11 protein-coding genes and 2 pseudogenes are annotated in these 13,035 nt (G+C 63.5%); 8 read left to right on the top strand and 5 right to left on the bottom strand.

Translation table 11 applies throughout. The features are described 5' to 3' along the window. Positions 1-168: 168 nt before the first annotated feature. From WP12_RS17545 to WP12_RS17520, 6 genes and pseudogenes are all read left to right on the top strand, one after another. Positions 169-1,677, top strand: coding sequence for an MFS transporter (locus tag WP12_RS17545; protein ID WP_052730470.1), 1,509 nt, complete (start codon positions 169-171; stop codon positions 1,675-1,677). 91 nt (positions 1,678-1,768) lie between these two features. Further along, positions 1,769-2,524 carry an SDR family oxidoreductase gene (locus WP12_RS17540; protein ID WP_046194969.1) on the top strand — a complete coding sequence of 252 codons (756 nt, stop codon included), beginning with the start codon at positions 1,769-1,771 and terminating at the stop codon, positions 2,522-2,524. A 98-nt stretch (positions 2,525-2,622) separates the two neighbouring features. After that, positions 2,623-2,826 carry a hypothetical protein gene (locus WP12_RS17535; protein WP_046194968.1) on the top strand — a complete coding sequence of 68 codons (204 nt, stop codon included), beginning with the start codon at positions 2,623-2,625 and terminating at the stop codon, positions 2,824-2,826. A gap of 254 nt (positions 2,827-3,080) precedes the next feature. Next, positions 3,081-3,977 (top strand): annotated as a pseudogene (locus WP12_RS17530) (SDR family oxidoreductase). Between the two features lie 214 nt (positions 3,978-4,191). Further along, positions 4,192-4,644: pseudogene (locus tag WP12_RS17525) on the top strand (IS630 family transposase); the annotation flags it as partial. 309 nt (positions 4,645-4,953) lie between these two features. Continuing rightward, positions 4,954-6,267, top strand: coding sequence for an aminotransferase class V-fold PLP-dependent enzyme (locus WP12_RS17520; RefSeq protein ID WP_046194967.1), 1,314 nt, complete (start codon positions 4,954-4,956; stop codon positions 6,265-6,267). Positions 6,268-6,307: 40 nt separating this feature from the next. On the opposite strand, the gene WP12_RS17515 is transcribed toward WP12_RS17520, so the two are convergent. The 4 genes from WP12_RS17515 to WP12_RS17500 are packed head-to-tail and all read right to left on the bottom strand — an operon-like array spanning position 6,308 to position 9,346. Next, complete coding sequence (locus tag WP12_RS17515) at positions 6,308-7,057, bottom strand: amino acid ABC transporter ATP-binding protein (RefSeq protein ID WP_046194966.1); 750 nt, start codon at positions 7,055-7,057, stop codon at positions 6,308-6,310. Between the two features lie 7 nt (positions 7,058-7,064). Beyond that, the gene (locus WP12_RS17510) at positions 7,065-7,754 is read right to left on the bottom strand and encodes an amino acid ABC transporter permease (protein ID WP_046194965.1); all 690 of its coding nucleotides are present in this window, start codon (positions 7,752-7,754) and stop codon (positions 7,065-7,067) included. Further along, positions 7,751-8,506 carry an amino acid ABC transporter permease gene (locus tag WP12_RS17505; protein WP_046194964.1) on the bottom strand — a complete coding sequence of 252 codons (756 nt, stop codon included), beginning with the start codon at positions 8,504-8,506 and terminating at the stop codon, positions 7,751-7,753. The genes WP12_RS17510 and WP12_RS17505 overlap by 4 nt, the downstream gene beginning before the upstream one ends. Positions 8,507-8,518: 12 nt before the next feature. After that, complete coding sequence (locus tag WP12_RS17500; RefSeq protein WP_052730469.1) at positions 8,519-9,346, bottom strand: transporter substrate-binding domain-containing protein; 828 nt, start codon at positions 9,344-9,346, stop codon at positions 8,519-8,521. Positions 9,347-9,516: 170 nt separating this feature from the next. Between WP12_RS17500 and WP12_RS17495 the strand changes: the two genes are divergently transcribed. Beyond that, entirely contained in the window at positions 9,517-10,518 is a 1,002-nt protein-coding gene (locus WP12_RS17495; RefSeq protein WP_046194963.1) for a LysR family transcriptional regulator, read from the top strand. Here the strand turns inward: WP12_RS17495 and WP12_RS17490 are convergent. Further along, positions 10,506-11,489, bottom strand: coding sequence for an asparaginase (locus WP12_RS17490; protein WP_046194962.1), 984 nt, complete (start codon positions 11,487-11,489; stop codon positions 10,506-10,508). The two genes, WP12_RS17495 and WP12_RS17490, sit on opposite strands and share 13 nt — an antisense overlap. Before the next feature lie 283 nt (positions 11,490-11,772). On the opposite strand from WP12_RS17490, the gene WP12_RS17485 reads away from it, so the two are divergent. Next, positions 11,773-13,029: a sarcosine oxidase subunit beta family protein gene (locus tag WP12_RS17485; RefSeq protein ID WP_046194961.1), complete on the top strand. Its 1,257-nt coding sequence runs from the start codon at positions 11,773-11,775 to the stop codon at positions 13,027-13,029. The last annotated feature ends 6 nt before the right edge of the window (positions 13,030-13,035 follow it).

The following is a 13,035-nucleotide window of genomic DNA, read 5'->3' as shown; positions in this document are numbered from 1 at the left end:
GAACCAATAGCGCGTTGGTGTCATGCTCGACCGGATTATGCCGCCGAGGACCGGGTCAAACCGCTGGCCTCGAACGCGGCGTGTGACGGCGGCAAACTTTGACTATCCTGCGTTAAGGAACGGAACCGGGCACGCCGATCGGGATTTCCGCCCCCCAAGGAGGGGGTGATGCCGCTCGCACCACAAATTGCGATCAGTGAAGCCGAGTGCGAAGCGGGACTCCGCCGCGTCATCACCGAGGCCGCCTATTCGAGCGCTACCACCGCCCTGACGAGCGGTGTGATTTTGACGGCCTTCGCCCTCTATCTCGGGGCGAGCAATCTCGTCATCGGCATCATGGCGAGCGCGCCATTCCTCAGCCAGCTTCTCCAGGCTCCCGCCGTTCTGCTCATTGAGAAATTGCGTGAGCGCAAGCGCATCGCCGTGCTGTCGAGCATCATCGGACGATCGATGCTGGCGGTGATGGGGTTCGCCGCTCTCCTCCCCCCGCCGCTGGCCCTCGCCGCCATCGCCATGGGGCAGATCGTCTTGTGCAGCATGAGCGCGTTCGGCAGCTGCGCCTGGAATGCCTGGTTGCGCGACCTCGCGCCCGAAGGCCGGCTCGGACAGGTTTTCGCGCGGCGCACCACCTGGGCGACGGCGGTGAGCCTGATCGCCGGAGTCGCCGCCGCGGTGGTACTGGACCGTACCGCGGCCGGATCATCCGGCCGGGCGATCGCCTTCGCGGCCCTCTACACTGTCGCCTGCATCGCCGGACTGATCTCCGCCGCCATCGTCGCGCGTATTCCGGAGCCGGTGATGAAGGAACGTGCGGAGGGAGCGCTCAACCTTGGAGCCCTCCTCCGCGAGCCACTGCACGACCGCAACTTCCGGCGCCTGATGATCTTCCTGTCGAGCTGGCAGTTTGCGGTGAACCTCGCCACGCCTTTCTTCACTGTCTTCCTCGTGCGCCAGCTCGGCTACTCGATGACCTTCGTGATGATCCTGACGGTCGTGAGCCAGCTGTCCAACCTCGCCGCGCTACGCAACTGGGGGACATTGAGCGACCGTTTCACCAATAAGTCCGTTCTGCTGGTAGCGGCCCCTACCTACATCGTCTGCATCGTGGCGATGATCGGCGCATCCCAGATCGATCACCGCGAGACGCTGACCGCCTATCTTGTCCTGCTTCACCTCGCGATGGGGGCCGCGGTCGCGGGGGTGACGCTGGCGACGACCAACATCGCGCTCAAGCTCTCTCCGAAAGGCTCGGCGACAGCCTATGTCGCCACCAGCGCGCTCGCGACATCGGCCGCTGCCGGTCTCGCTCCGATCATCGGCGGAGCCTTCGCCGATTTCTTCAGCGCGCGGCGGCTCGAATTGCTGCTGCGCTGGACGAGCCCCGATGGTGTCGTCCTGCTGTCGCCGTTGCGGCTCTCGCATTGGGATTTCTATTTCCTGACCGCCGGCATCCTGGGCCTCTTCGCGCTGCACCGCCTCAGCCTCGTCCGCGAAAAAGGCGAGATCGAACGGCGCGAGATGATCGAGCAGCTGCTCCACCAGACGCGCCGCTCGGTGCGGAACCTGTCGACCGTGGCGGGCTTGCGCGCTCTGACCGAAATCCCGGCAACGCTTGTCCGCGATGCTCATGTCCGGCTGCGGTTCACGCGAAAGCGCCGGCAGAGGGCCTCGACATGACGCGCCGCCGCGCTCCGGTTGGGGCACGAACCGCCGGGGCTCGATCAGGCGATGCCCGGATTGCCCTCACTGCTAACAAGGAGAGAGACAGATGACCGACATTAGCGACGCACATACCGAACAGCCGAGCCTCGATGGGCGCAAGGCGATCGTCACCGGCGGCACCACGGGAATTGGCCGCGCCATCGCCGTGCTGCTCGCGAGCGAGGGCGTGAAGGTCTTCATCTGCGGACGGACCCGCGAACATCTCGATGACGCCCTCGCCCGCATTCGAGAGGTAGGAGAAGGCGACGGGATCAATGTCGATCTGAGTAAGCGGGAAGATGTCGAACGCTTCTTCAAGGCCGCCGACGCCTATCTTGATGGGCTCGACATCGCGGTCATCAATGCCGCGATCCCCGCCGATGCGCTCGCCGACACCACGGAAGACGATCTCTATTACCAGACGGCGGTCGATCTCACCTCCTATCTCGCCACGACGCATGGCGCGGTGAAGCGGATGAAGGCGGGAAGCGATGTCATCCTGATCGGATCTATGTCGGCGGTGTCCAGATCGCCCGGCTCGTCGGTCTACGTCGCCGCCAAGGCCGGCATCGAAGGCTTCTCCATGGCGCTGCGCAAGGAGCTGTCGGGAAAGGATATCAAGGTCGGACTGATCGAGCCGGGCTTCACCGGCGCGGACTTCCAATATCCCGACTTTCCACCGGAAAAGCAGGTCGAACTGATCAAGGAGCACAAGATGCTCCGCGCCGAGGACATCGCGGTCGCCGCGCAGTTCATGTTGACCCAGCCTCGGCGCGCCGCAGTGTCGATGATGCGGGTGGAGACGAGGCTGAATCATCCATGAGGTCGGCGCGCCGGTCTTAATCCGCGACGTGGCGATCCACGACGATGAAGTGGATTAGCTCCGGCCCGTTCCGAAAATCATAAACTGCACGCATGCATATGGATCTGGACAGCGATTATTATCTCACCCGCGCCGAAGCGGAACTCGTCCTCGCCCAGCGAGCGAGCCACCCAGCCGCAGTTCGCGCCCATTATTATCTGGCCGGACACTATCTCGACAAGGCGTATAGCAGGGGGATCGAGAAGGCCCCTTCGCCCCTGCAAAAAGCCATGGGCATGTCCTTGTCGATGGACGTCGCATAGCTGCGCTGTCGGTCGGGATAATTCAACTAAACCTATGTTAATAGGTGTTTTTATTTCGCATCTGCGCGACTGACGCCGGAACGGCGTCCATCTGCGATTGTTATGCGAAGGCATGGCTGCCGGAGATAGACATGACCGATGCGCACCCGGATTCAATGAGCGGCAACGATCCTGAAGCGCGGACCGACGGCGTTTCGCGCCGCACCGTCATGGCCGGCACCGCCATCGGGCTCGCCGCCGCCGCCGCGCCGGCGATGGGAGCGGCCGGCCAGAAGGCCCAGGCCGATCCGCGCGCCAAATATCCCAAGCCACCCTTCGCCGAACAGAAGCAGCCCTGGCCCGGCCTTGCACGCGACATGCAGCCGCGACCCGACCATGGCGAAACGAGCTAGAAGGGCTCCGGCCGGCTCGCGGGCCGCAAGGCGCTCATCACCGGCGGCGATTCGGGCATGGGACGCGCCGCCGCGATCGCGTTCGCTCGCGAAGGCGCCGATGTCGCGATCAACTATTATCCGACCGAAGAACCCGACGCCCGCGAGGTGATCGACCTGATCCGCCGCGAAGGCCGCAAGGCAGTCGCGATCCCCGGTGACCTGCGTCAGGAAAGCTTCTGCAAACGGCTGGTTGCCGATGCTCTCAGCGGCCTCGGCGGGATCGATATCCTCGTCATGAACGCGGCGCGGCAACAGACCAAAGCATCGATCCTGGACATCACCACCGACGATTTCGACGCCACCATGAAGACGAATATCTACGCGCCCTTCTGGATCATCAGGGCGGCGCTACCGCATCTCAAGCCGGGCGCCGCGATCATCGGCACCGCGTCCGAACAGGCGGAAAACCCATCGGGCGAACTCTACGACTACGCCCAGACCAAGGCCGCGACCACGAATTATGTGAAGTCGCTCGCCAAGCAGCTCGGCCCCAAAGGCATCCGCGTCAACGGCGTCGCACCCGGACCGATCTGGACACCACTTCAGGTCAGCGGCGGGGCGACGATGGAGAAGCTGCGCGAATTCGGCGGCGACACCGCGCTGGGCCGGCCCGGCCAGCCTGCGGAGCTTGCCGGCATCTATGTGCGCCTGGCGGAGGATGACGGCAGTTTTGCGAGCGGCGCGATCTACGGCGCGAACGGTGGCGGCAAGATCTGAGGAGACTATGGTGGAACAGCAAAAGTCCGATACCCCTCAAAATGAGGGCAAGTCGAGCAGCGAGCCTGCGGAAGGGGCCAACGACACCCCGCCGCCGACGAAGGATTCGCCCTCAGAGTCAACCGACATGGCCACACAGGCGGGCGCGACGGAAGCCCCACCTGAGCCGCGATAAAAGAGCTCACTCGATCTTTTTTGGACCGAAGCCAAAGGATCGAAGCGCGGCACCCGTCCTTCAGCGCCAAAGGATCAGCGCCGCTCTTCGGCATGGATCTTCGGCGCGATCTGCCCCGCTCAGGGCAAGGCCGCCGGCATCGTTATGCCACGGTGCAACAGCGAGGCGATGAGCATGCACCTTCGGGAGATCGCCTTCCACGTTGTGCCGGGAGCGCACGCCGTGGTCCTGCTCGACCAGGCCGGATGGCATGGATCGGCCGAACTGGTCGGGCCGCCCAACATCACGCTGATGCCGCTGCCGCCGAGATGTCCAGAGCTCAATCCCGTCGAAAATATATGGCAATTCATGCGCGACAATTGGCTGTCCAACCGCATCTTCAAATCCTACGACGATATCGTCGACCACTGTTGCCATGCATGGAACAACCTCGTTGATCAGCCTTGGCGGATCATGTCCCTCGGCTTACGCCAATGGGCGCATGGGTCATGATCAATGCGCGTTGGTATTAGGCTGCCCTTGCTGGCACTTTGATGCTGCGGTCACTTCCGGCCAGCGCCCCCCACCGAGCCGACATCTTCGCAGAGTATTCTCCGGGAATGATATTCATGATTGGCAGCCCTCCAGGGCTGATCCATAGCGGTGAATGATCAACCAATTTCTTATTGTATAGACAAAATATCTATGTAAGTTTCGCCCGCTACGGAGCCGGCGGGCAGCATGGCATTCGATCCGCAACGCGTGCTAGCGAACGGATGTTGATCTCTCCCGCCGAACGCCACCCGATCCCGAAGGACCATCATGACCGATCGTCGTCGATTTCTCGCTGGAGCCGCCGCGATGCCGGGCGCAGCCCTCATCGGATTTCAGGGGTTGCTCGCCGCGCCCGCCGCTTCATCCGCTCTTCCGCCCAGCTATGCAGGGCTCGATTTCGCCGGAATGCAGCGCAGGCTCGTCGCGGCCTATGACGTCGATACGGCAGTGATCAACTTCGACGCCGGCTATTATGGCGCAATGACCCGCGCGGTGCAGGCCGCCTATGTCGAGCGGATCGGCTGGGTCAATCGCTACAACTCCACCTTCCTGCGCGGCGGCGTTCCCGGCAAGCCGCTCGCCGGCGAGTTGAACAAGGCGCGCGCCGCCGTCGCTCGGACGATCGGCGCGGATATGGAGGAAGTCGCGCTCTGCGGGGGCGGCACCGACGCGCTCTACGCGCTGATCGCCAATTACCGCGACATCAAACCGGGCGATGCGGTGCTGTACTGCGACATCGATTATGACGAGATGCAGTGCGCGATGGACTATCTGGAAACGAGCCGCGGCGCGAAGGTCGTGCGCTTTTCGCTGCCCGAGCCGCATAGCCGCGCGAGCATCCTCGCAACCTACCAGAAGATGCTGGACGAGACACCGCGCGCCAAGCTGCTGTTGCTGACCCATGTGTCCAACCGCAACGGACTGATCCCGCCAGTTGTCGAGATCATTGCGATGGCAAAGGCGCGCGGGGTCGACGTCATTCTCGACAGCGCGCAGGCGGTCGGCCAGATGCCCTTCGATGTCCGCGCAACCGGCGCCAACTTCGTCGGCTTCTCGCTACACAAATGGCTTGGCGCGCCTTTGGGCACCGGCGGAATCTACATCAACAAGAAGCGCCTGTCCGATATCCTGCCGTGGTTCGGGAACCGGGTCTATCCGGCCGACGACATCATATCGCGCCTCCCCACCGGCACGGCCGATTTCGCCGCCCGCCTCACCATCCCGATGGCGGTTGCGCAGCAGGAGCAGATTGGCATCGATCGCAAGTTCGCGCATCTGCGAGCGCTTCGCGACCATTGGGTTTCCCGCGCCGCCGACATCCCCGGCGTCACCATCACCCTGCCGCCGGAGCCGGACAATTATGGCGCCATGACCGGCTTCCGCCTTCGGGGGATGCACACGCCCGAACAGGCGAAGCGCGCCCAGGCGGTCTTCCTTGAAAAGCACAAGCTGCTGGTCGTCGCCAAGGCCGGGCTGAAGGCCGGCCCGGTTCTGCGGGTGACGCCATCGCTGTTCAACACCACGGCGCAACTCGACCGGCTGGTCGATGCGATCAAGACCGAGCGTAAGCTCTTCGAATGAGAGACAGCCGGAGGCCGCCGCCGGGTGGCCTCCGAAACGGCTAGAGGACCTTCGAGAGAAATTCCCTGGTCCGCGGATCGCTTGCGCGCGCGAAGAAATCCGCCGGCGGGGCATGTTCGACGATGACGCCCCGGTCGGTGAAATAGATATGATCGGCCGCCTCCCGGGCGAAACCCATCTCATGGGTCACGAGGATGCAGGTCATGCCGCCTTCGGCTACGTTCCTGACCGCTGACAGCACCTCCTTCACCATCTCGGGGTCGAGCGCGGCCGTTACCTCGTCGAACAGGATGACTTCGGGCTCCATGCAAAGCGCCCGGGCGATCGCCACGCGCTGCTGCTGCCCGCCGGACAGTTCACCGGGATAGGCGTTCGCCTTGTCCGGCAGGCGCATCTCGGCAAGCAGCAGCCGGGCGCGCGCCTCCACGTCGGTTCGCGGCTGCTTCAGCACCTGGATCGGCGCCATGGCGACATTCTCCAGCACCGTCTTGTGCGGGAAAAGATTATATTGCTGGAAGACCATGCCGACGCGGTGGCGGAGCTTCACCTTGTCGACCTGCGGATCGTCGACCCGGATCTCGCCGACGCTGATCGTGCCCTCGTCGATCGGAGTCAGTCCGTTGATCGTGCGCAGGATCGTCGACTTGCCCGATCCAGAGGGGCCGATGATGGCGACCACCTCGCCCTTACGGATATCCATGTCGATGCCGCGCAAGACCTCCACGGCCCCGAAGGACTTGCGGACGGCGCGCAGCGAGATCAGCGGCGGCGATGAAGGGGAAAAGGTCATATCGGTCTCATTTCGCGCGGAAGCGGCGTTCGAGCATCAGGGAAAGGCGGCTGATCGGCCAGGTGTAGAGGAAGAACATCGCCAGCAGCATCAGATACATCGGTATCAGCATTCTCGAATCCGATAGAGCCTGCACCGCCGCCTGCGTCCGGCCTAGCACCTCCTCCACGCCGACGATCACCGCCAGCGGGGTCGCCGTCAGCAGCAGCGCGTAGAGGTTCATCCAGGGCGGGATCATCCGGGTGATGCACTGGGGCAGGATGATCCGGAACAGCGTCGCGCGCCGGCCATAGCCCAGTGCTTCGGCGGCTTCCCATTGGCCGCGCGGGACGGAGCTGACCGTTCCCCGCACGATCTCCGAAAAATTCGCCGCGACCGGAAAGGACAGGCCGATGGTCGCGCGCAGCCAGCTGGGCAGGACGATCGCCAGCCCTCCTATCTCGATCAGATAGGGCACCAGGAAAATACAGTAGAACAGCAGAACCAGCCACGGCGCATTGCGAAACAATTGCGTGGCGAACCGCGAGGGCACCCGCGCGATGCGCAGCGTCGAAAGCTGTCCCAGGCCAAGAAAGGTCCCGAACACCGTGCCGATGACGATGGCCAGAATGCTCATCAGGATATTGAGCCCGAAGCCGCTGAGGACGAACGGCATCCATTCCATCGCGCGGACGAGCAGGTTCGCGTCCTCTGTCATGCGCCTTCCAGCCCAAAGCCCGGCAAGCGCATCGCCGCTTCGATGCGATTGATGATGAAAACGACGCCGCCGGTCAGCGTCAGGTAGACCAGCAGCATCACGTTCATCATCTCGATGGTGTTCAGCGAATCCGACCAGATCTGGTTCGACACATAGAGAAGCTCCGCCACGCCGATCGCATAGGCCACGGTCGTCGCCTTGGTGAGATCGACCAGATTATTCGACAGCGAGGCGAAGGAGAAGCGCAGCGCCAACGGGACCGTGACGGAAATAAACGCCTGCACACGCCCGAAACCCAGCGCCAGAGCGGCTTCCTCATAGGAACTATGGACCGCTCCAATGCCCGACCGGAACGTCTCGACGTTGAACGCGCCGGCATATAGCGAAAGCGAGATGACCGCCCAGCTGAAGCTGCCAAGCAGCGGCACCGGCAGGCCAAGCTCATCCTGCGACACCGGCATCATGCCGCCGATCGCGAAATAGAAAAAATACATCTGCACCAGCAGCGGGGTATTCCGGAACAGCGCGACATAGGCCCGCACCAGCGCCGCGCCAGGCCCTTTGCCGAGCGTCAGCACCGCCGCCCCCAAAGCGCCGATCACGATGGACAGAAAGGCGCTCAGCACGATCAGCAGAAGCGTATTGCCCAGACCCGTGACGAAGCGGCTGAAGTCGAACGCATCATAGAAGATCGTCAGATTGATGCCGGAATCCGCCAGCTCGCGAAAAAAGCGCTGCACTTCAGCAAGCATGTCCGGCCACCCCTAAATGCGATCCCTGAGCGCTTCGTGCATCCGGGCCAGATAGGCTGAATTGGCGATGCCGTTGCTCTTCTCGAGCGCGAGCAGAGTACCGTCACGGTGCATCTGGGAGATTACCCCGGCCAGAAAATAATAATATGGCGATTGCTTGTCGGATTGCCTGACCGCCATGCCCCACGGCGTCTCGTCCTCGACCGGCAGCGGCATGTGATAGCCGGTCCATTTCGGGCTGCTGAGCCGAACGTTGATCTGGTTGTCATCCTCGATCAGGCCCAGGCAACGCCCTTGGATCATCGCGGCTTCGGTTTCGGCGGTGCCCGCAAAGGCGAGGATATTTACGCCGAATTTCTCCTGCGCGGGCTTGTTATACCAGGCCCCCTGCACCGCGCATAATGTCTTGCCCGACATCCGGCGCCAGTCGTCCATCTTCACGACCTTGGGCAGCAGCGCGGTATAGCCGGAGGAATAATAGTTGGGATGAACGAAGGCGACCACCTTGCGCCGCTCCGCGGTGTCGGACGCGGACGCGATCATCAGGTCGATCTGCCCCTGCGCCAGGAATTCGAAGCGGTTGGCCGAATTGACTTTGACGAACTCGGCCCTGACGCCGAGCGCGTCGGCAATCCGCTTGCCGATGTCGACTTCCATGCCCTTGAAGCTGCCGTCGGGGGCCCGATAGGACCAGGGAACATAATCGTCCTTGGTTCCGATCCTCAGCACGCCAGCGGCCTTGATCCGGCAGAGCGTATCGCCGCCGCAATCGGTGGTGCGGGCGCAGGCAGTGCCGACGATCAGAAGGAGGCAAGCCGCTAGCGTCTTCAGCTTGGCCATCTTTGTCTCTCTGATCGATCCAAACTTGCGTCCCCTTTGATCCGCCCGGTCCATCCGCTGCTGAACAGCGACGATCCGACGCCATCGAACCTGTTGAAACTTCCGCCTTGCGGCAATGCGTAAATCCACATTATTAATAGATCTACTAGAAAACATTATAATGGCTGCTCATGCCCCTTCCAGACCTATACGCACTCGAGGTCGCCGCGACCGTGATCCAGGAAGGCAGCATGAGCGCTGCCGCGGCCCAGCTCGGCCTTACGCAGTCCGCGGTGTCGCAGGCGATGAAGCGCGCCGAGGCTCAGGTCGAGGTGACGCTGGTCCATCGCGATCGACGGCCGCTCGTCCCTACCGAAGCGGGTCGGGTTCTTGCCGCCCATATTCATGAGATCGCGGTTCGGGTCGAGCGCGCTATCGAGGACATTCGGGCCGCCGCATCGCGCCCCGAACATCAGGATCTTCGCCTCGGGATGGTCGACACCTTCGCGTCAACCGTCGGGCCGCTCCTCATCCGCGATCTCATGGAGGGCTCGATCGCCCTGCGCGTCACCGCCTTTTCCGGGCTCGCGCATGCGCATGCCGACGCGCTCATGCGCCACGAGATCGACGCCGCGATCAGTTCGGATCTGATGGACGAACTCGACGGCCTCACCCGCTTCCCGCTTTTTCGGGAGCCCTTCGTTCTTGTCTGCCCCGCACCCCTGGCAGAATCCCTCAACGGCCGGCCGCTGCGCGATGTGCTCCTCGAACATCGGCTGATCCGGTACAGCGCCCGATCGCACATGGGCATGCAGATCGAACGACATCTGCGGCGGCTGCGTATCGAACATGAGCAGGTTCTCTCCTTCGACACATCGGATTCCTTGCTGGCGATGGTCGCGGGGGGTGTGGGCGTGGCGATCACCACGCCGCTATGCCTGGCGCAGGGCGCGATGAACCGGTCCGCGCTTGTCGTGCTGCCGCTGCCAAGCCCCGGCTTCTCCCGGGAACTGACCCTCATCACCCGGCGCGACGAATTCGATACGCTGGGGCCGCGCATAGCCGATGCGGCACGCGGCATGCTTCGGCGGCACATGGTTCCGCAGATCGCGGCGCAGATACCCTGGCTGGGCGAACTGGCGGACGAGATGGTCTGGAAGCCGCCCGCTCCAGACGAGGCTCAGAGCGACTGAAATACGGTCCGGATCGCGGCGGCATCATCGCCCCGCGCGAGACAGAGCGCGAGCAATATTCTGGCCTTTTGAGGATTGAGATCGTTGCCCGCGATGATCCCCAGCCTTTGGTGATGGGCGCTGTCGACCACCGGCCCCGCCCCGGTGCGAGCTGACTGGACGACGACGACCCCCTGCACGATCGCATCGGCAAGAGCCTCCGTCTCGGCCGGCGTTCCCAGTCCGGGGCCGAACCCTGCCGACACGATCCCCTTCGCGCCAGCCGCTGCAAAGGCGCTGATCGCCGATCCATCGGCGCCGACATAGCTGTAGACAATATCGACGCGCGGTAAGCGGCGCAGCAGATCGCCCGAGAAAAGCGGAGACCTTTCCCGCTGCTCCCGCCGCCCGATATTGACCGCCGGTCCATCGATGGTGCCCAGCGGGCCAGACCATGGCGACTGGAACGCGTTGAGCCGCAGCGTGTGCGCCTTCGTGACCGTGCGCGGCGAATGAATCTCGTCGTTCAGGACGACATGGACCCCGCCCCTGCCCGTCGGATCGGCCGCGACGCGCACTGCCGCTGCAAGATTTGCTGCGGCATCGGAAGACAGACCGGTCAGCGGCCGCATGGAGCCCGTGACGACGACGGGTATTTCCAGGTCGAGCACCAGCGACAGCAGCCATGCCGTCTCTTCCAGACTAGCTGTCCCGTGCCCGATCACGATCCCGTTCAACGCCGGATCGCGCGCCAGCTCTTTGCACAGGTCCGCGAGATCGGCCCAGTCTTGCAAGGAGATCGCCGTGCTGTCCAACTGGCGGAAGTCGACCGGAACGATCTCGGCGATCACGCCATCCAGGCCAGTGCGGTCGAGGATCGTGGCCGCGTCCACGCGTTCGCCGGAGGCATTATAGTCCAGCAAGTCGAACGGATCGCTTCCGATCGAAGCTATCGTACCCCCGGTTCCTATGAAGGCGATCCTGACCGGCAACCCATAGCCCTCCGCAGCAAGGTAGAATGATTACCGGGTCGGACGCGCGACCCGCAACGCTCTGCGGTGATAATAAGCTTAAATTATCTTATGCAGTAAATTGCCTTAAGATCGCCACGCATGGTTCAAATCATAAGGCGGGTTTGTCATGCTTGGCCACATCATATCGCTTGTGGAAAATCATGCCAGGCATCCGTATCGACGAAGTCTCAGCGCGCGTCCAGCACGCCACCGCTCGCACAGCCGGCGCGCCGCGGTGCGGGCGTCGCGGAAGTTGTGGCGCATGAGCGTTTACTCGGCATTGTCGGTCCTTCGGCAAGGCCTGGCCGGGAACAGGCAGTGGAGCCGCGCATGGCGCGACCCGCAGCCGAAACCCGCTTATGACGTGGTAATCGTCGGCGGCGGCGGGCACGGCCTCGCCACCGCATATTATCTGGCCAAAGAGCATGGCATCCGCAACGTCGCGGTGATCGAAAAGGGCTGGCTCGGCGGCGGCAATGTCGGCCGCAACACGACCATCATACGCTCGAACTACATGATGCCCGGCAACACCCTGTTCTACGAACGGTCCATGAAGCTGTGGGAAAATCTCAGCCAGGACCTCAACTACAATGCCATGGTGTCGCAGCGGGGGCAGTATAATCTCTGCCACTCACCGGCGCAGATGGATGCCGCGCGCCGCCGTGGCAACGTCATGCGGGCCAATGGCATCGACGCCGAACTGTTCGACCGGGCCGAGGTCATGCGCCGGATCCCCTATCTCGACTATTCGGCCAATGCCCGCTTCCCCATCCATGGCGCGATCTATCAGCCGCGCGCCGGCACGGCCCGCCACGATGCGGTCGCCTGGGGCTATGCGCGCGGCGCGGACCGAGAAGGCGTCGACCTGATCCAGCAGTGCGAGGTCACCGGCTATATCTGGGACAAGGACCGGATCGTCGGCGTCGAAACCACCCGCGGTCCGATCCGCGCGAACAAGGTTGCGCTGGCGGTGGCCGGACATACGGGCCATCTCGCCGCGAAAGCCGGGCTTCGCCTGCCGATCGAAACGCATGTGCTCCAGGCGTTCGTGACCGAGCCTCTCAAGCCGCTGATCGACAGCGTCATTTCCTTCGGGGCCGCCCACTTCTACATCAGTCAGTCCGACAAGGGCGGTCTCGTGCTGGGCGGCGATCTCGACGGGTTCAATTCCTATGCTCAGCGCGGCGGCCTGCCGATCGTCGAACATGCGTTGGCAAGCGCCAAGGCGCTGATGCCGTCGCTGTCGCGCCTGCGCCTGTTGCGCCACTGGGCCGGGGTGATGGACATGTCGATGGACGGTTCGCCGATCATCGCCAAGATGCCGGTCGACGGCCTCTGGCTGAACGGTGGCTGGTGCTATGGCGGCTTCAAGGCGACGCCGGCATCCGGCTGGTGCTTCGCCTGGACGATCGCCAAAGGCGAGCCTCACCCCGACAACGCCGAGTTCACGCTCGAGCGCTTCGCGCGGGGCTATCAGATCGATGAAAAGGGCGCGGGCCCTCAACCCAACGCGCATTGAGGTCAG

Source organism: Sphingomonas sp. SRS2 (genome assembly GCF_000971055.1).
Lineage (GTDB): Bacteria > Pseudomonadota > Alphaproteobacteria > Sphingomonadales > Sphingomonadaceae > Rhizorhabdus.
This window is presented reverse-complemented; position numbering and strand designations above follow the sequence as displayed.